Raw genomic sequence first — 18,075 nt, 5'->3', positions numbered from 1 at the left:
TTTTTATCCTAATAAATCTATTTAGTACCTTTTGTGGCTAATTTATCGATCGAGCTTTAGCATGCGATAGTTATTCTTGATGTAGTTATAGCCTGAAAATATAGTCAAGATTAGCGCTATATACATAAGAATCAGATCAACTGGAATGTTCGTGATAAGACTGAATGGCTGGTTATTCAACATAACAGCTATAATGGCAACAACTTGGAAGACCATTTTAATTTTACCGAAACGATCAGCTTGCAATGCGATCTTCTGAGAGGAGGCAACAATTCTAATCCCTGTAATGATTATCTCTCTTGCAATTATTGCAAAGGCTATCCAAGAGTAGATCATCTGCTCGCTTACCATCAAGATTAACGCTGCAGAGATCAATATTTTATCTGCTAACGGGTCCAGCAGCTTCCCCATATTCGTTATTTGATTATACTTTCTAGCAATATGTCCATCAAGCTTGTCAGTAGCTGCGGCGAGAATAAATAGGGCTGTCGCATAATAGATGCCAAAAGAATCGACATGCTGTAATAGAAGGGATTTTTCGACTAACTCATTCGGATAAATAGGGAAAAGTAAAATGAAAATCGGTATTAATAGTATTCGTGCAATGGTTATCTTATTTGCTAAATTCATGCTCAACCCCCTATGTATTAACTCCTTCAAAATACCATATTAATCTTTTTATCTCCTGGATTAATGGTTATATTTGTTGATCCAATCTGTTCTCCACTCCTGAAACCCCTTCGTTTGAATCTCTTCTAATGTTTTACCGTCTATTGACCAATAACCCCCATCTAATTGCTCGCCATGCGGGAATGAAGTGCCTCCTATAGGCACACCATCGGCTTCATATACATAAACATCAACCTTCCCATTTTTCAGAGGATGATTTTTGACAATATATCTCTCAACGTTGATCGTCTTACCAAAATACCTTTCGGGTTCAACAAGCTGCAAACCCCAATACATCATATAGGGTAGTGCTGTGATTTTATCTTTTGTCAGTTCATAGCTTTCAACATGTCCTTCATAGGATACAATGTCATAGCCTTTACTCTCAACAAATGTTTGAGATAATGAAGTGCCTTTCTGTAATTCATTATTTTCCGCACAACCTAATAACAAAGCTAGTAACAAAATGGACATCATATACTTCATCTTCCACCCCCATCAATCATTAAATGATCAGACTCTCTATTTAATACGAATCACATTATCCACAAATACTGCTTTATTAGAGCTCATTACTATCTTATTAACGAAAATTTGTAAAAAAATGTTTCAAATCATTACGATTAACCTCATTAAGTAATTTTGTTAGCATCATTAAATAAATGGTTGAATTGCGTTATTACTACAAATTAAAAGAACCGCCCCAAACTATTTCTAGTTTTGAACGGCTCTACTATATTATGCATCTTGCTAAAATTGCGGCGGAAAACGATGCTTTGTCGCTTGTTCGAAGCTATACGCTAATTTGATCAATGTTGGTTCGCTGAATGCAGTTCCGACAAAAGATATACCTTGGGGTCCTTTAGTTGTATAGCCTCCTTCAGCAATAATGCCATTATACGCAAAGCCACCCGGAACGGTAATGACTGGATAGCCTACTCTTGCAGCTAGGTCTGGCCCCTCTTCATTTCCAAGAAAAAGCAGGGCATCCAAGCGGTGCTCTTCAAGTGCATAATCAATACCCTGCTTACCTGCCATCTCTATATTTTTTGTTTTACTGTCTATATATTCTTGCTCAGTCAAATTCCCGATTGTCTCCTGGGACCAGAGCAGTACATTTTGACCGTATTTCAAAGCTTTATCCCCATGTTCTGTATTAAACGTGATTACATCCTGCAGTGAATGTACAGGACTGCTCTCATCTAATGCCGATAGATAGGCATTAAGATATTTCTTAAACTCATATCTCAGAACATTGCTATCCCATTCTGTTCCTTCACAGGGAAGTACTACAGGATCAATAATAACAGCGCCTTGATTTCTTAAGACCTCAATTGCAGACTCTATGATCGCAAGCCTATCCTCATCTAAATCCTTATAGTAGAATCGTGGAATTCCAATTCTAGCATGCTTTAAATAATCCGCGTCCAAGAAAGGCGTGTAATCACTATAGCCGCGATTCCCCGCAGCTATTGATAATTCGTCTCTTTCATCCGCTCCTGACAAGACCCCCAGTATGATCGCTGCATCTCTAACTGTTCTGGTCATCGGTCCGGCTGTATCTTGTGTATGCGTAATCGGAATGATTCCGGATCTGCTAATTAAACCAACAGTTGGCTTGATGCCTACAAGACTGGTTTGGCTTGATGGACTAATAATGGAACCTGATGTTTCTGTGCCGATCGCAGCTGCACACAGGTTAGCAGTCACCGATGCAGCAGAACCTGAACTCGATCCCCCAATGAACAATTCACCAGGACCATATGGGTTTAGAACTAGTCCGCCGCGTGCGCTGTAGCCTGCCCACATCGTGTTGGACATGAAGTTTGCCCACTCCGTCATGTTTGCTTTCCCAAGCAGCACAGCGCCTGCAGCACGCAATTGAGCTGCAACAAAGGAGTCCTTAGCCGCATAGGAATCGGCGAGTGCCAACGACCCTGCGCTCGTATGCATGTTATCCCCTGTATCGATATTGTCCTTCAATAAGATAGGAATGCCATGCAACTTGCCTCGGCTACCCTTTTCGAGTCTTTCTTGATCCAAAGCTTTTGCTATCTCTATCGCTTCAGGATTGATTTCAAGAATAGAATGAATTAGCGGATCATGTTTGCTAATCCTCTCTAAATATGACGCTACTAATTGTTCCGAACTCAGCATTCCTGCTTCCATTGCAGCTTGCATTCCTGCTATGTCTGCTTCTACTATCCATTCCTCTACATTGATTTTCATTTATTCATCTCCAACTTTGTTTGACCTAATCGTCTATAGTTCTAACTATAGGGAGTAATGCCATTTTATGAAACAGACTAAATGGTTTAAATCATTTTTTACCAAACATAGGCTCAAGTGAACAGAAAAAAGGACGAAATGCACAAGTACATTTCGTCCTTCCCTTCACTCTTCCTTTCATCTTTCACAAGCTAACCGATTCTCGCAGCTTCCATCAACCCGCGAATATAACCGATTCCAAATAATCGTCCTAGCATTTCATAGCCTGGATTAGCATTATCCTCGCCTTCCATGGTAGGCACATGATCTGGTCTTGCGGGTCCGCTAAAGCCAACCTCTGAATAAGTTTGCATTGCTTCAAGCATATTTGTTTTCCCGTCATCATGAAAAGTCTCATGAAATTTCTCGGGTGTTCCAACAACATCTCTAAAGTGTACGAAGAACAATTTATCTTGCCCAGCAAACTGTCTAATTACGGTTGGAATATCATCTCCTGCAGTAGCTAGCGTACCCTGACAAAGTGTTATTCCGTTATACGGACTGGGCACGAGATCAATAGCACGCTGCAGCGCAGCCGCATTTCGCAGAATGCGAGAAACGCCTCTGATCGACGCTATTGGGGGATCATCTGGGTGTAGAGCGAGCTTAACTTTAGCTTCTTCCGCTACAGGAACGATTCGTTCCAAAAAGTATTGCAGATTGGACCAGAGCTGCTCTTCCGTAACGATTCCCGCTTCAGTGAGGGGAGCATCGTGCATGAGACTGTGATCATAGCTGGAAACTAGAGCGCCGCCGCGCGTCCTTGTTGTTGTTGAGGTGCGAAACCAATTAAACTGAGCCATAAAATTGTAGCAAAGTACAGGAATGCCTGCCGCTCCCATATTTCGAATAAAAGCTTGAAATTGCTGGATCTCTTGATCCCGACCAGCTGTTCCTAGTTTAATTTCATTGCTTGGCGGCATCGATTCGATAACGGCCAGCTCAAGGCCGAAATCAGCAAAACGCTGCTTCATCCGAATAAGCGGCATCAAATCCCAAGGCTTCTCTTGTTTTTCCTCCCAAGGAAGCCAAGCAACTGCATGATTTACGCCTAACTGCTTCGCCAAGTGCCATAATCGGTCGGTCTGAGGCGAAAATGCTTCTGCTAATTGCATACGTAAAACACCTCTCTCTCAACTCTATTAGTTTCCAGCTTTCGCAGCCAATTCTTTACCCATTTTATCTATTTTGTTATAAGCAGCTTCTATAGATTGTTGACCGAAAGTGACGGCCTCCATTTCCTTCTTATACGTATCCACCCACTCAGAGAAACCAGCTGCAGGAGGATAGAATGGTAAAGCTTTATCTAGCGAGAGATCGTATAATTGTTTGCCTAACTTATCCTTTGCTTCAAGGGTTGGTTCTAGCTCATTATAGATGTCTGGATTAATCGGTATTCCCCGAGTAAGCCCAAGAGCCTTGCCCGCTTCCTTATCCGTAATAAACCATTTCACGAATTTTTTTGCCTCGTCTTTATTTTTGGAATTGGCGCTCACGCTCAGGAAGATAGTGGATTGTGCCCAGCCGCCACCAGCAGGACCAACAGGCATATTTACGACGTCTACCTTGCCTGGCATGAGCTGTTCCAATGCACTGACCGAGCCTGTTGTTGCCCCCCTCGTCATTACAACGCCAGATGCCATTGGATCAGCGAGTGGATCATTTTCTAGAAAGGCAGCAGCCTTCTCTGCGGGAGGAACGATTTTATCTTTGCGGAATTGATCATAGGTTTGGTAGAAGGACATGAAGGTTTCTTTATCCAACGTAAACGTCTTTCCTCCATCAGACATAACAGGCAACTTACCCATTGAAGTCTGATAATAATTATAGCTATCCCAAGTTGTCGTATCCCCTATCGGATATTTCCCTTCTGGCAGCTTATTGCGTGCATCTCTCGCCCATTGGAAAAATTCATCATAGGTCCAATCCTTTTTCGGATGAGGAATGCCGTATTGATCAAGATCAGCTTTATTGAATGCGATGCCTTGCGCGTTTTGACTAAGAGGAATCCCGTAGAGCTTTCCATTAATACTTAAATTCCCAATAACGCTTGAATCGACAATTCCACTTAGATCAATATCAGATAAGTCCTCCAGCTGTCCTCTAGCTACATACTCTTGGATGTAGGCAGCATCCATTTGAAGCACATCCGTTATCGATTTTGAAGCTGCGAGCGTCGGGAGCTTTTGCCAGAATGCATCCCAGGCCATAAATTCAGGTTTGAAGGTAATATTTTTGTTTTGCTCCGCGTAAATGTCTAGAGCCTTTTTCGTTGCTTCATGCCGGGCATCTGGTCCCCACCACATGATACTTAGCGTTGTTGCCCCTCCTGCTTTATTGTCTCCCCCTTTTTCTCCGTTTTTGTTGCCGCCATTACCGCCTCCGCTGCAAGCTGATAGTAGGAGCATGAGTGCCAAAACAAGTAATCCCATCCCTTTTAACCGTCTTCTGCTCATCATTAGACATCCCCTTTACGTTGTTTAATGTGAAACGCTCAACCTTTTAATCCTGTCGTTGCTATTCCTTCAACAAAGTGCTTCTGTGCAATAAAGAAGATGAGAACGGAAGGAAAGATGGACAGCAAGGACATCGCCAGCAATTGCCCCCACTGAATATCAAACTGATCAATGAACATACGTAGTGCAAGTCCAACGGTAAACTTATCTACCGAGCTCAAATAGAGAACCTGCGCGAAGAAATCATCCCAGCTCCATATAAATGTGAAGATCGCAACAGTAACAAGTGCCGGCTTAAGCAAAGGTAAGATGACTCGCAGAAATATTCCATAGACACTAGCTCCGTCAATCGTAGCAGCCTCATCCAAATCACGAGGAATACCGCGTATAAACTGTACAAGCAGGAAGATAAAAAATGCGCCTCCGCCAAAAAAATGCGGCAATACCAGCGGAACATAGCTATCTACAAAGCCTAGCTTGTTAAACAAAATATACTGTGGAACAACCGTTACTTGCCCAGGAAGCATCATCGTCAATAATAAAATGGAGAACCAAAAACCGCGCAGCTTAAATTGCAGTCTCCCGAAGCCGTAAGCTACAATGGCTGCCGTAGCTACGCCGCCTACTACGTTGCCGAGCTCCATGAGCAGCGTATTACCGAAGAAATGAGCAAAAGTATATTCAGAAGAAAAATGCCAGCCGTTTGTATAGTTCTCCCACATGGGGATCTTTGGCCATATAGTAGGCAGACTAAGCTCTTCCGTCTTTTTCAAGGACGCACCAGCCCACCATATGATGGGGTATAGCATGATGAAGGAAAATACCGTTAGAAACAAATGACTCGATAGCTTAGATCGATGCGAGTTCATTTCGGTTTCCCCCCATCCGATTCGTAAAATACCCAATAGCGTGATGCAGCAAAATTAATGACCGTCAGCAGAGCAACAATCGTTAGCAAAATCCATGCAAGAGCCGACGCATAGCCCATCTGATAATGCTTAAATGCCTTCTCGTAGAGAAACATGGCATACATATACGTTGAATTGATCGGCCCACCTTTCGTTATGATGAAAGCAGAGGTGAATGTTTGAAAGGATCCGATAATACCGAGTACGAGATTGAAGAACATAACAGGAGAAAGCATAGGAAGCGTAATGCTTAAAAACTTTCTAACTTTCCCAGCTCCGTCAACGGACGCCGACTCATAGAGCTCCTGAGGAACCTGTTTTAGGCCAGCAAGGAATATGACCATTGTAGAACCGAACTGCCATGTATTTAACAAAATCAAGGTCCCAAGTGAGGTGTCTGGATTCGAGATCCATCCCACGCCTTCAATGCCAACCCAAGCTAGTATCTGATTGATATAACCGTCAATACCGAACATATTTCTCCACAGCGCTGCTACTGCAATACTACCGCCTATCAAGGATGGGAAATAAATAGCTGTCCGGTATAGATTCATCCCGCGAATATTTTTATTAAGTGCTAGAGCAACCATAAGTGAGAAGAAGAGCTTCAATGGCACTGAGAATAAAACAAACATAAACGTGACACTGAGTGACTTGGTAAACGTCGTATCGCCTGTAAAGATTTTGGTATAGTTATCTGTTCCCGTCCATACTGGATCTTCCAGCAGTGAATAATCTGTGAAGGATAAATAAAATGATTGAGCGATAGGCCATAATGTCAGCAGTAAGAAACCGATTAACCATGGTGAAATAAATACATAGCCCGCAATGCTATTCGTTCCTGTCTGCTTTCGCTTTCTTCGTGTCTTCTTATTGTTCAGCTTCGCTTCCTTTGCCGTGATTGCATTCGCTTCCATAAACTCCTCCCTCTTGCCTCCACATTTTAGTGAACCGATGATGTTCTCTTACTTTAATTGAAAGCGGTACCATCGTTAAAGGAGAATAATTTATGAAATGGTTTGATTATATATAGGGTGGAAAAATTCATAGATTGCGTTCAAAAGCCTTAAGAAAGTCACATCGACAAAAAACCAAATGTCCTTAACAATAGAGCTAGGAAAGAAAACACGTAAGCGCTAATCACAAACATGCGAAAGAGGTGCTTCTCATGAAATTTGACAATCCAGAAGATATTATTCAGCTTACTCCGCTTTGGGAGGGTGAACGGTTTCCCAACGGTCGCCCCAAGGTATCCGAGGATGTATTGCGCCGGATGCGAAAAATTACATTAGAGGAAGCATGGGGTCCTCTATGGAACAGAGGGTATGCGTTTCAATTTGAAGGTGACTTCAAAATCATTCATCCTAATAAAGTAATGGTTGGCCGTGCGGTAACCGCTGTCATGGTACCCAAACGTCCGGATCTTCATGAAACATTATTAAAGTATGGTCATGAACAAGAGGATCGCAAAGGCTTTTTTAATCAGTGGGTGATTGATGCATTGGTAGAGGATGACGTTGCTGTCGTGGACATGTTCGATAAGGTTCATTTGGGTACTTATGTAGGCGGAAATCTTTCGACTGCCATTTCTACGAGAACAAAACGAGGCGGAGCTGTTATTTGGGGCGGTATTCGCGACAATCAGCAAGTCGTAGAGATCGAAAATATAAATGTGTTCTATCGCGGCAGTGATCCAACTGCTATTGCAGATGTGACAATGGTAGGAATGAACGGACCTACTAGAATTGGCAAAGCCATTTGTATGCCTGGCGATGTAGTGCTCGGCACACCGTCAGGTGTCATCTTCATCCCTCCTCATCTGGCAGAGCTCACGGTAGTACAAGCAGAGAAATCACAAGTTCGTGACGTATTTGGCTTCGTACGGCTTCGTGAGAGTGTCTATTCGACTGCACAAATTGATGCAGGATGGGACTTAGCTTTATGGCAGGATTTCCTAGGCTGGTTCCAATCGGATGATGCGGCTGCCGAATACCGTCATTTATCATGGGAGAAAGAGCTCGAAGACGCTCGTCAATCAGAGCGAAACGGTCCGCAAAGCGACGTTCGGCTTTAATTCAAATGGCAAGCATGCGAAAAAAGGACTCTAAAGGCAGATTACACGCCAACAGAGTCCTTTTTTATTTGATATATCAAATCGTTTACCTCACGATAGATTCTCGATATTCGCTAGGCGAGATGCCAACCTTCTTCTTAAATATTTGGCTAAAATATCGAGGGTCTTGATACCCCACCCGCTCCGCTACCTCATAGTTTTTGAAATGTGTGCTTCTAAGCATATCCTTCGCTTTATCAATACGAATATCCGTCAAATGCTCGATAAAGGTTTTGCCCGTATTGAGCTTGAACAGCAGACTTAAATACGTTGGCGTCATATATACCTTCTGCGCAACACTTTGCAGGGAGGCATGCTGACATTCCAGCTCCATGTGATGAATGGTCTTTTTTATAATACTGCGATGACTCTCTTTCTGGCTATGGGACAGCACATCCTTAAGTCCGATAAGAAACCGGATGACGTATCTCTTAATATCATGCAGCGTCTCTAGCTTCACAATGGATATAACATCAAAGTGCTCGTAAGTGCCAACTTGATCAACCTCAGACCGTACCCGCTTCTCCATACCAACCAAAAAACGTACGGTAAAGTCATACACACTTTTGGTATCAATCGGTCCCTTCTGCAGCAAGGAATCATAGAAGAAATGTACGGATTGCTCGATCTCTGCTGAGCTCTCAGCCCCTTTAAACCGATCAAACTGTTCCTTCTCCATGTCCGCTGGGTATTCTTGCAGCACCTCATAACGGCCAATTTCGCTAAAATGAATAATTTGCCCTGTTCCTCGATAAAACTTATCTTGTAAAGCTAAGGAGGCTTGGCGATAGGAATGGACGACATCAGATAAATGACTGCATGGCTTGCCAACTCCAATATTGATCGGCTGCTGAAAGCGTTCCTTCAGTATGGCTTGCATGTGTTCAAGCAGATCCTTCGACACCCATGAGAATAATAAACCGATCCTGCCCTCTTCATCTACAAATACGATACTCCCATCGTTGATTTGCTTCTGCATATAATCACGCATTTGTTCTAAGTATATGGTCTTCTCATGCTCATCTCGGAATTGAACCGTAAGCTCAAGCAGTGCAATCGCCGGGAAGGTGTAATAGGGATTTAATTGGAGACGTGATAAGCTTTCCTTCAAATCCATTCGCGCACCGCTTATGTCAGATACAAGGTTTCTTAAAAAACGATCTCTCATCCAAGTTAGAATAACATCCTCTTTAAATAACAGCCCCTCGTTCAGCATGCTTCATTCCCCCTCTTTTACTAAGGTTGACTTGCAAGATGCATGAAACTAGTCCAGATGAATGGTTTTGTAAGAGTGCATATGCTCGATAAAAGCGTCCTCAGCGAGTACTCTATCTCCAGAACGGAGCACTTCAATTAAGCGCATATGCCAATCAGCAAGTCCGTCTGTGGAAAAATGTCGATTAGAAATAGCCATAAAGCGCATGACCTTTATTTTCATCTGATTCCATAACTCCAAAATCATATGATTATCGCAGCGCTTATAAAAGAAACCATGAAACTCCATATCCAACTCCAAAATAGACAAAAGATCATTTTTTTCATTTGCCTTATTCATTTGTTCAATAATGCCTTCAAGATAAGTAAAATCCTCTTCGGTTAATTGATTCATGGATTGCCTAACCGCATACCCCTCAATGATCTCTCTTAGCTCAAAAATATCCTTAATTTCCTTCGACGTTATATTAGAGACGACCGACCCTTTATTAGGTATCCCTGTAATAAATCCTGACTGCTTCAGTCTCTCTAAAGCTTCTCTGACTGGAGCTTGGCTAATTTCAAATTTCTTCGCAATTTCAAGTACGAGCAAACGCGTTCCTGGCTGAAGCTCACCTGCGAGAATTTCTCTTTTTAACGTCGTAAAAACTTGTTCACTGATAGAATTAATCGGAGTAATAGAGATATTCTCATACATATTATTCGTATCTCCTTCCACATTATCGATTATCGATAATCTAATCTAGATTCATTATAAAACGCTTTCATGCTTGTGACAACCGCTTATATTGTCGAATATTCCAATTAATAAATATAGTTCAAATGGATTATGATCGATTAATGCGTGTACCTTTTAAAAGTTTAATTACTAGTCACACACTCATCCAAAGCATATAATAAAAGGATTAGTCTACGTCCGATCCTTATACGGACAATTGGAGAATTAGTGATGAATATGAAGCTTCTATCAATCAAAAAACAAATTTTCAGTCTTATTAATCGATACCCTCTTCTATCCAAGGCAGAGCTAATGAAACAGCTCACGATTACAAGCACCAGTTTATCCAGAGTTTTGGACGAGCTGCTATCAGATGGTCTAATCATTGTTTCCGAACTTGGGCAATCAACTGGCGGACGAAAGCCAATCCTATATAGCGTGAATGCTTCTCATCGCGCGATTTTCGGAATAGAAATTTCTCGCTTCTCTTCCTCGCTCGGTTTATATGACCTTAATCTAAAGACCTTAGCATTTAAGCGCTGGAAAATGGACGAGCATATGACACCGCAAAAGCTTGTTTCAAAAATAGCTGGACTTGTTGCTGAAATGCTAAGAGACTGTGATATCAAACGTGATGATGTACTCGGAGTAGGTATTGGAGCCGTCGGTCCGCTTAGTCATGAGAATGGGATCATACTGAAGCCTCGCTACTTCCCTGCAGAGGGCTGGAGTGATGTTCCGATATGCGAATGGCTGGAGCAGAGCTTGAACTTGAATGCCTTGCTCGATAACGGGGCTAATACCGCTATTATCGGCGAGCACTGGGCTTTGCGTAACGAACAAGTAGAGCATATGCTTTATGTCCATGCTGGTGTCGGCTTGCGTACAGCTATGATGTCAGGCGGACAAATCGTTAGAGGGGCTTTCGATATGGAAGGCTCTTTTGGCCAAATGATTCTACAAACAAATGGCCCAAGACTAGGGGATAAGGGCAATTACGGAGCTTTAGAAGCGCTGGTTTCTATCCCTGCTTTAGTAACGAAAATACGTTCAAATCTCCACTTATGCACCGATAGCAGCCTAAGAGATTTGGCGCAGGAGGACATTGGATTTGACAGCTTGCAAAAGGCTTATATCCGTGGAGATTCATTCGTCATAGAACAATTTCTTCAAACAGCTTCTTATCTTGGAATTGGCATTGCAAATTTGATCAATATTTTACATCCAGAAGCAGTTATATTAGGCGGTCCATTTGTGAATGCTCATGCTTCGATTTTTGATGCCGTGATTGAAGTTGCGCGCAGCAATATTTATTACTCTCCTCAATATGAGCCAATGTTCTCTCGCGGTCAGCTCACTGAGGATGCTGTTACCGCAGGAGCAGCTATTATGCTGCTTGAAGAGTGGGATCTTAGCTAGTAATGAAAAAGAACGATTCCGATTATTAAAAATCGCATCGTTCTTTTCTTCTCACTACCTTATCTTCATTTTCTTCTCAAAATATTAGGGTTGTAAATTTCCACGAAGCCGCATCCGAGGCAGGATACAAATAGATAATGCTGATAGTTAATATCTAGTATTTTACTAATACCTGTTCCGGTCATTGCTGCCTCATTCTTCTCACATTCCTCATACCCGCATTTCACACATTTGAATGTTTGCTCAATATGCCCTCCATCATTTTGATCTCCGTATTCCACTATATTTTCACGCCATTCCAAATCCGTTTTATCCAACATTTCATGCATATGCTCTGGCAGTACCTCTTGCCTGCATTCTGGACATACATCATTTGAAAGCACAACTCCACTCAAACACCACGGACACTCTATCAAATCAATCATCCTCCCTAAACCATATTTTTCATTATTAGAATCAATACCCTTATATTATTTAGTGAGCTAAAAATACGTACTTATTGTATTTAGTTCTTATACATCCATAGTAAGGTTTAATTTGATTAGTTTAACAAAATAGCCATCTGTAAATATGGCTGAAATGGTTCTTTAATAGAGTAGTTAAAATGGAAAAAGGGCAAAACACTGAGACTCAGCGTTCTGCCCTTCGTACAATAAAGCCAGCAGATTAACCCGTTTTAAGAATAGTTTTTCTGCTGTTAATCATTAGATTTGTTAGCCATACCGATGATCATTACGATAAGCACGAGTAGTTGAATGAGCAATTCATTACTCATATCAATCCCTCCCAGCTATAGGTAATGCTCCTTCGAACCGGCTTCTCCTCTCGTTCTAACGACACTAACGAACATCTCCCAGTATCATATCTATGAGCGGAGCTTGATTTTTATGACGGAAATTCGCACTGCTGCAGCAGCCGTAATGATGGATGCCAGACATACAGCAGCGAAGTGTAAGAGGCTATTCGTTATAAATAACTTTTCCAGTTGAACAGTCTCTGCAGCACCTCGTACGAGGACGATAGCAATAGGATGCAGGATGTAGATCCATACTCGCCATTCCCTAAAAGCTTTTCCTGTTCTCCCCCTCCATTTCAGCGCCCATTGTACTAGAAAAAACGTAGCAGGCAATGCAAATACATACATGCTGTCATGTCTTGGGATCTCGGCATTGTTCAGGAGAATACCTTCAACGAACATCAAGCCGATGGACACGAAAAACAAGCCGGCGTCCATTAAGGTGTTTCTCTCCTTTTTCTGATGTTTGGCAGTCCATGCTCCAAGTGCAAGATATATAGGAGCGTAAAATAAGCCGTTACGCGTGTAATCAAAAACATTGAACATCACATCGTATGCTTCCGCTATCCCTGTGTAAGGAATAATAAAACCAAAGTAGCTGTCACCAAGCAATCCTACTATATACAATAAACAGGATGCAGCCAGCATCGCATTCAGCGACATCTTTTTGTACATCAAGGTTGTTAGCGATATTCCAATTAGTAAAGCAGGCAAATACCAGAGATGATAAAAGGTACCGTCAAACAAGATGTCTTTTATAAAAGAATACACAGTAAACTCTTCTGTAAAATAACCCGTATATAAGTTGAGTGGTATATATAATAGAATAGCAATGCCATATAACATACCGATTTTTTTCAGATAACTTAGAAGAGACTTTCTATCCGATATCGAATCGCCTGTCAGCTTGCGAAAATAGAAAAATCCGGATGTCATAAAGAATATAGGTACCGCGACACGGGTAAGAATACCGCTAAGTAAAAAATTCGTATAAGGACTGTAAGATAACAACGGTCCGGTATGGTTGGCAACAACCAGTATTGCAGCAATAAATTTCAGCCAATCTAGGCCGCTATAATTTGGTTTATTAATCACAGGCCTTTTGTCCTTTGCCTGTAAATGCAGTTACGATAAATCCATCCCTATTATTGCCTGATAGTCTGTAAAGGTCACATTTCACTATCGGGACTGTCGTGGTTGGTGCTTCTTCTGCACTCACATAATAGATTTCAACGAATAAATGATCATTTTCAAATATATAATGCTCACTTGCATATCTATATTGTTGAATAAAATCGATATACTCTTCTAAACAAAAGGCATTTTTCTCCATGATCACAGCATGTGGATAGCCCACATAACGGAAATGCCAAGGCTCGCAAGAAATATTCGTTATAGCTTCTTTGCCTTCCTTATATCTTTGAACAAATCCATGCTCTGCAGCCAGCTGTTTAAAAGATCTATATTTACCACTATCTGGAAAAGAAGGCGCTATAAAGTCGACATCTTTATCTCGTTTCCCAACATCAATGGCAAGCCCTGTTTGATGCTCGCTTTGATCCGGTAATGCTACGTAACAAGCCGTATACACTGGACCATTTTCGATCAAGGATGTTTCGTAAATTCGCACTTGCTCTTCCTTGGTGCGGTAGCCGCTCACAGCGACAATATCATCCATACCCTGGCATTCGTTCAGTAAAGAACTGAAATGCTGCAAGGTTGTTTTTTCCAAGAGCATACCGATTTGCAGTTCTCTTATGTCTGGAAATGCGCTTAATGGCTGGAGCTTATCGAGCGGCAGCGCCTTTCTTATCGGATTGGCTCCATTCACTAATACCAAATGCCCCTCGAACATGTCATCACGGCTTACTTGAACAGCAGCATGCTTCACATAACTGCTTTCTTGAATTCTTTCCCCATATTTCGGTTGTCCCATCGTGTACGAGCCTCCTCTATACCTGTATATGTTCTTCTTACTCTAGTTGTAAGTGATGTTGATATTTCTTGTGCTACGCTGCCAATATGAGCCGCCAGCTCGGCAAATGTAATCTTCTGCTCACCCTGACGGCCGATTAATGTCACCGTATCCCCTTCTTTACATGCCACTGGGATTCTGATCATTAACTGGTCCATGCAAATTTTACCGACGACCTTTGCACGTACACCATTCACAAGAACCTCTGCACGCTGCATATTTTGCGACCAGCCGTCAGCGTATCCGATTGGAACTGTACCAATCCATTCCTCTTCCACTGCTTGATAGGAATTGTCGTAACCCAGATACTCACCTTTGCTCACTTTCTTTACTTGCATGAGTTTGCTGTGCAGGCTTAACGCAGGCTCTAGCCCTATGGTTGGAACAAGCTTCTCGGGATAGAATCCGTACATCGCAGCTCCTATGCGTACCATATCCATGGCCAAATGAGGGAAACGCAGTGCTGCCGCGCTCCCTGCACAATGATAATGACCTATAGGAAGGCCAGAAGCTTTGCCCCACTTCATCATGTTTATAAAATGTTTGGTTTGGAACTCTAGAAAGGTTGTATCTTCTTTTGCGGCTGTAGCAAAATGAGTGTAAAAGCCATCGACTACAATATCCGATGACCGCAGCCAAGGAACGAGCTCATCCCACTCTTCTTTTGTTTTTAAGCCGATTCTACCGAGTCCGGTATCCATTTTTACATGGACTTGAAGTTTTTTTCCTGTACCGTTTGGCTTGTACGTTCTCATTTCTTTAAACCACGAGGCACTCGTTACGGTCAGCATCAAATCATTCTCCAGCGCAAGCCCGATATATCCAGGACTAATAGGTGTAAGGATCAATATTGGCAGCTTCATACCCTTATCTCTCAGCTGGAGAGCCTCCTCCAAATAAGCAACTGCCAGGTAATCGGCTCCGGCTTGTTCGGCCATTTTCGCCGACTCAATGTCACCATGACCATACCCATTCGCTTTTACAACAGCCATTAGCTTGACTTTATCCGGCAGTGTTTGACGAATTTTATGCATATTATCGCGTATATGATTCAAACTAACCTCAGCCCAAGTATCTCTAAGCATTGGCATCACCTCGTATAATGAATCAATTGTTTTTCGGCATGACGGGTGAAAGCATAATCAATAAGCTTTTCAACAAGCTCAGAGTACTTCGTTCCGTTCGTACGCTCCCACATAACTGGATACATGCTGTAATTGGTGAAGCCGGGCAGTGCATTTATTTCATTCAAATACAGCTCTTCATTGCCATTGAGGAAAAAATCAACACGCGCAAGTCCTGAGCAGTCATGTGCTTGATAGGCTTGTATGGCAAGCTTCCTAATTCTTAGAGTAACCTCTTCCGATAGCTGTGCCGGTATCGACATTGTCAGCTGCTTGTCCATATACTTGGACTCAAAATCGAAGAAAATATGATTATGCACGAATTCTCCCGGCAAAGATGCGAGCGGCTTCTCATTCCCCATTACAGCGACTTGAATTTCTCTGCCCAATACTTCCTGTTCAATGACGAGCTTGCTGTCATAGTTAAAGGCATCAATAATGCCTGCTGTTAATTGCTGCTTGTCTACACATCTGCTAATGCCTATGCTTGAACCGAGTGAAGCAGGTTTCACATAGCATGGGTAACCGATGTTTTCCGTCACCGATCGAAGAACAGCCGAGCGATCATCCTGCCATTCACCTAAGTGATAAACAAGGTATTCAGCTTGCTTAATACTCGCTTGAGCTGTTAACTGCTTTGATATGGCTTTGTCGAGAGTTACCGCGGAAGACAACACTCCGTTACCGACATAAGGAACATTTAATAGCTCAAGCAATCCTTGTACTGTTCCATCCTCACCATTGGAGCCATGCAGGAGCGGCAATACAACCTTCTTCCCTGGCAAAGCCAACTGATTCACGAGAACATGCCCCATTGATTCAGCAGCTGTCAGTCGATTAGACTGCAGGGTTAAATCACTAATCTCAAGTCCCTGACGACTAAACTTTTCAGGCGCGCACCAAATTCCTTCACGTGTAATATAGATAGGTAAAATTTCAAATTTGGAATCGTCTATAGATAATATGACTGTATATGCAGTTTTGATTGAAACCTCATGCTCGACGGATTTGCCTCCGTATAGTACGAATAGCTTTGTTTTCAAAAGAAAAAACCTCCTAAAATCGACTTGTTATCTCTAATAAAGATAACCGTCAAAATTTAAGAGGCTTGTAATTAAAGATTAAATAAAGCTTAAGATTCCATAAATTGTTTATATGCTTTTGTGACTAGTCACCGTAATAGCCGCGGACAATGCCTGTAAATCTCGGCTTTGAAGCGAGCCATTCCATGGTTTTTCGAGTCAACATGCTGCTTTAAACATAGAAAAAACCCAGGCATATAGCCTGGGTTTTGTTCTACCATGGAAGATCTCCGATGTTATTAAGAATTCCATCTATTTCAGTCAATTCTTCAGGAGATAATGAAGCACCCTCAAGCGCCTTCACATTCTCTTCGATTTGACTGACACGGCTAACGCCGATTAGCGCTGATGTTACCCCACCTTCTCGAAGTGCCCACGTCAATGCCAGCTGGGATATCGTTTGTCCTCTTCTTGCAGCTAGAGCCTCTAAACTGCGGAATTTTTGTACGCGCTCAGCTGTAATGGCTTCCGGCTTCATCGTACTGGATGCTGCCTTGGACTCAGCATCAATTTTATCAACGTATTTATTCGTAAGCTGTCCCCTGCCAAGCGGGCAATACGCAATGGAGCCTACGCCATTCTCTTCCAGTACATCCTGCAAGCTGTCTTCAATCCAACGGTTTAGCATGGAATAGTTCGGTTGGTGAATGAGACAAGGTGTTCCAAGGCGCTTTAATATGGCAACAGCTTCTCTCGTTTGTTCCGCGCTGTAATTGGACAAACCTACATAGAGTGCTTTACCTGACCGAACAGCATAGTCTAACGCGCCTATTGTCTCCTCAAGCGGCGTTTCTGGATCTGGACGATGGGAGTAGAAGATATCTACATAATCCAAGCCCATACGCACTAAGCTTCTATCTAAGCTGGAGAGCAGGTTTTTACGAGAGCCCCATTCGCCATATGGTCCTTCCCACATATAGTAGCCTGCTTTTGTAGAGATCAGAAGCTCATCTCGGTAAGGTGCAAGATCTTTTTTGTATATTTGTCCAAACGTTTCTTCAGCTGAACCAGCTGGTGGACCATAATTGTTAGCAAGGTCAAAGTGATTAATGCCAAGATCAAATGCTTTCAATATCATGGCACGTGAATTTTCTATCGGCTGATTACCGCCAAAATTTTGCCATAAGCCTAATGAGATAGCAGGCAGCTTGATTCCACTTTTTCCACTACGGTTATATTTCATATCTGAGTAACGATTTTGATCGGCAGTATAGGGCATTTGCACATATCTCCTCTGTTGTTTGATTCATGAATACTCATCTAACATGATATAATGTTTGGCTTCACTACAATTTACTTTCTAAGTATAAGCTAGTAATATAGTGAAAAGGA

The 18,075-nt window shown here is 42.2% G+C and carries 17 protein-coding genes; 2 read left to right on the top strand and 15 right to left on the bottom strand.

Annotated elements, in window-relative coordinates:
- Positions 1 to 42: 42 nt before the first annotated feature.
- From pgsA to AC0YOD_RS10695, 7 genes are all read right to left on the bottom strand, one after another.
- Positions 43 to 630: a CDP-diacylglycerol--glycerol-3-phosphate 3-phosphatidyltransferase gene (gene pgsA, locus AC0YOD_RS10725; protein WP_475799249.1), complete on the bottom strand. Its 588-nt coding sequence runs from the start codon at positions 628 to 630 to the stop codon at positions 43 to 45.
- 60 nt (positions 631 to 690) lie between these two features.
- On the bottom strand, positions 691 to 1,155 hold the full coding sequence (locus tag AC0YOD_RS10720) for a hypothetical protein (protein ID WP_475799248.1): 465 nt from the start codon (positions 1,153 to 1,155) through the stop codon (positions 691 to 693).
- A gap of 264 nt (positions 1,156 to 1,419) precedes the next feature.
- A complete protein-coding gene (locus AC0YOD_RS10715) occupies positions 1,420 to 2,898 on the bottom strand; it encodes an amidase family protein (protein ID WP_475799247.1) in 1,479 nt (492 codons plus the stop codon).
- 191 nt (positions 2,899 to 3,089) lie between these two features.
- Positions 3,090 to 4,052 (bottom strand): mannonate dehydratase, encoded by a 963-nt coding sequence (locus AC0YOD_RS10710; protein ID WP_475799246.1) that lies wholly within the window; start codon positions 4,050 to 4,052, stop codon positions 3,090 to 3,092.
- A gap of 27 nt (positions 4,053 to 4,079) precedes the next feature.
- Complete coding sequence (locus tag AC0YOD_RS10705) at positions 4,080 to 5,393, bottom strand: ABC transporter substrate-binding protein (protein ID WP_475799245.1); 1,314 nt, start codon at positions 5,391 to 5,393, stop codon at positions 4,080 to 4,082.
- A gap of 38 nt (positions 5,394 to 5,431) precedes the next feature.
- On the bottom strand, positions 5,432 to 6,262 hold the full coding sequence (locus AC0YOD_RS10700) for a carbohydrate ABC transporter permease (RefSeq protein WP_475799244.1): 831 nt from the start codon (positions 6,260 to 6,262) through the stop codon (positions 5,432 to 5,434).
- Positions 6,259 to 7,218, bottom strand: a complete 960-nt coding sequence (locus AC0YOD_RS10695) for a carbohydrate ABC transporter permease (protein ID WP_475799243.1) — start codon at positions 7,216 to 7,218, stop codon at positions 6,259 to 6,261. The genes AC0YOD_RS10700 and AC0YOD_RS10695 overlap by 4 nt, the downstream gene beginning before the upstream one ends.
- A gap of 251 nt (positions 7,219 to 7,469) precedes the next feature.
- On the opposite strand from AC0YOD_RS10695, the gene AC0YOD_RS10690 reads away from it, so the two are divergent.
- A complete protein-coding gene (locus AC0YOD_RS10690) occupies positions 7,470 to 8,375 on the top strand; it encodes an RraA family protein (protein ID WP_475799242.1) in 906 nt (301 codons plus the stop codon).
- Positions 8,376 to 8,460: 85 nt separating this feature from the next.
- Here AC0YOD_RS10690 and AC0YOD_RS10685 read toward each other — a convergent pair whose 3' ends face one another.
- Positions 8,461 to 9,630 carry a helix-turn-helix domain-containing protein gene (locus AC0YOD_RS10685; protein ID WP_475799241.1) on the bottom strand — a complete coding sequence of 390 codons (1,170 nt, stop codon included), beginning with the start codon at positions 9,628 to 9,630 and terminating at the stop codon, positions 8,461 to 8,463.
- A 48-nt stretch (positions 9,631 to 9,678) separates the two neighbouring features.
- Positions 9,679 to 10,326 (bottom strand): GntR family transcriptional regulator, encoded by a 648-nt coding sequence (locus tag AC0YOD_RS10680; protein WP_475799240.1) that lies wholly within the window; start codon positions 10,324 to 10,326, stop codon positions 9,679 to 9,681.
- Between the two features lie 252 nt (positions 10,327 to 10,578).
- Here AC0YOD_RS10680 and AC0YOD_RS10675 point away from each other — a divergent pair, with 252 nt between their 5' ends.
- Positions 10,579 to 11,766, top strand: a complete 1,188-nt coding sequence (locus AC0YOD_RS10675) for an ROK family protein (protein ID WP_475799239.1) — start codon at positions 10,579 to 10,581, stop codon at positions 11,764 to 11,766.
- A 65-nt stretch (positions 11,767 to 11,831) separates the two neighbouring features.
- Here the strand turns inward: AC0YOD_RS10675 and AC0YOD_RS10670 are convergent, their stop codons facing one another.
- The 6 genes from AC0YOD_RS10670 to AC0YOD_RS10645 all read right to left on the bottom strand — a co-directional run bounded on the left by AC0YOD_RS10670 (position 11,832) and on the right by AC0YOD_RS10645 (position 17,962).
- Positions 11,832 to 12,191: a zinc ribbon domain-containing protein gene (locus AC0YOD_RS10670; RefSeq protein ID WP_475799238.1), complete on the bottom strand. Its 360-nt coding sequence runs from the start codon at positions 12,189 to 12,191 to the stop codon at positions 11,832 to 11,834.
- Between the two features lie 440 nt (positions 12,192 to 12,631).
- Positions 12,632 to 13,657, bottom strand: coding sequence for an acyltransferase family protein (locus tag AC0YOD_RS10665; protein WP_475799237.1), 1,026 nt, complete (start codon positions 13,655 to 13,657; stop codon positions 12,632 to 12,634).
- A complete protein-coding gene (locus AC0YOD_RS10660) occupies positions 13,650 to 14,498 on the bottom strand; it encodes a D-alanyl-D-alanine carboxypeptidase family protein (RefSeq protein WP_475799236.1) in 849 nt (282 codons plus the stop codon). The genes AC0YOD_RS10665 and AC0YOD_RS10660 overlap by 8 nt, the downstream gene beginning before the upstream one ends.
- Positions 14,450 to 15,622 carry an alanine racemase gene (gene alr / locus AC0YOD_RS10655; RefSeq protein ID WP_475799235.1) on the bottom strand — a complete coding sequence of 391 codons (1,173 nt, stop codon included), beginning with the start codon at positions 15,620 to 15,622 and terminating at the stop codon, positions 14,450 to 14,452. Before alr ends, AC0YOD_RS10660 begins: the two co-directional genes overlap by 49 nt.
- Positions 15,623 to 15,627: 5 nt before the next feature.
- Complete coding sequence (locus AC0YOD_RS10650; RefSeq protein WP_475799234.1) at positions 15,628 to 16,704, bottom strand: D-alanine--D-alanine ligase; 1,077 nt, start codon at positions 16,702 to 16,704, stop codon at positions 15,628 to 15,630.
- 253 nt (positions 16,705 to 16,957) lie between these two features.
- The gene (locus tag AC0YOD_RS10645) at positions 16,958 to 17,962 is read right to left on the bottom strand and encodes an aldo/keto reductase (protein ID WP_475799233.1); all 1,005 of its coding nucleotides are present in this window, start codon (positions 17,960 to 17,962) and stop codon (positions 16,958 to 16,960) included.
- Between the last annotated feature and the right edge of the window lie 113 nt (positions 17,963 to 18,075).

The sequence above is a fragment of the Paenibacillus sp. J31P13 genome, from assembly GCF_056269295.1.
This window is presented reverse-complemented; position numbering and strand designations above follow the sequence as displayed.

What these genes read in the sequence shown, in the direction of transcription:
- AC0YOD_RS10680 (WP_475799240.1), bottom strand. Translation starts at nt 10,326, where the DNA reads ATGTATGAGAATATCTCTATTACTCCGATTAATTCTATCAGTGAACAA.
- AC0YOD_RS10690 (WP_475799242.1), top strand. Translation starts at nt 7,470, where the DNA reads ATGAAATTTGACAATCCAGAAGATATTATTCAGCTTACTCCGCTTTGG.
- AC0YOD_RS10645 (WP_475799233.1), bottom strand. Translation starts at nt 17,962, where the DNA reads ATGCCCTATACTGCCGATCAAAATCGTTACTCAGATATGAAATATAAC.
- AC0YOD_RS10715 (WP_475799247.1), bottom strand. Translation starts at nt 2,898, where the DNA reads ATGAAAATCAATGTAGAGGAATGGATAGTAGAAGCAGACATAGCAGGA.
- AC0YOD_RS10670 (WP_475799238.1), bottom strand. Translation starts at nt 12,191, where the DNA reads ATGATTGATTTGATAGAGTGTCCGTGGTGTTTGAGTGGAGTTGTGCTT.
- AC0YOD_RS10685 (WP_475799241.1), bottom strand. Translation starts at nt 9,630, where the DNA reads ATGCTGAACGAGGGGCTGTTATTTAAAGAGGATGTTATTCTAACTTGG.
- AC0YOD_RS10705 (WP_475799245.1), bottom strand. Translation starts at nt 5,393, where the DNA reads ATGAGCAGAAGACGGTTAAAAGGGATGGGATTACTTGTTTTGGCACTC.
- AC0YOD_RS10675 (WP_475799239.1), top strand. Translation starts at nt 10,579, where the DNA reads ATGAATATGAAGCTTCTATCAATCAAAAAACAAATTTTCAGTCTTATT.
- alr (WP_475799235.1), bottom strand. Translation starts at nt 15,622, where the DNA reads ATGCTTAGAGATACTTGGGCTGAGGTTAGTTTGAATCATATACGCGAT.
- AC0YOD_RS10710 (WP_475799246.1), bottom strand. Translation starts at nt 4,052, where the DNA reads ATGCAATTAGCAGAAGCATTTTCGCCTCAGACCGACCGATTATGGCAC.
- AC0YOD_RS10660 (WP_475799236.1), bottom strand. Translation starts at nt 14,498, where the DNA reads ATGGGACAACCGAAATATGGGGAAAGAATTCAAGAAAGCAGTTATGTG.
- AC0YOD_RS10695 (WP_475799243.1), bottom strand. Translation starts at nt 7,218, where the DNA reads ATGGAAGCGAATGCAATCACGGCAAAGGAAGCGAAGCTGAACAATAAG.
- AC0YOD_RS10700 (WP_475799244.1), bottom strand. Translation starts at nt 6,262, where the DNA reads ATGAACTCGCATCGATCTAAGCTATCGAGTCATTTGTTTCTAACGGTA.
- AC0YOD_RS10720 (WP_475799248.1), bottom strand. Translation starts at nt 1,155, where the DNA reads ATGAAGTATATGATGTCCATTTTGTTACTAGCTTTGTTATTAGGTTGT.
- pgsA (WP_475799249.1), bottom strand. Translation starts at nt 630, where the DNA reads ATGAATTTAGCAAATAAGATAACCATTGCACGAATACTATTAATACCG.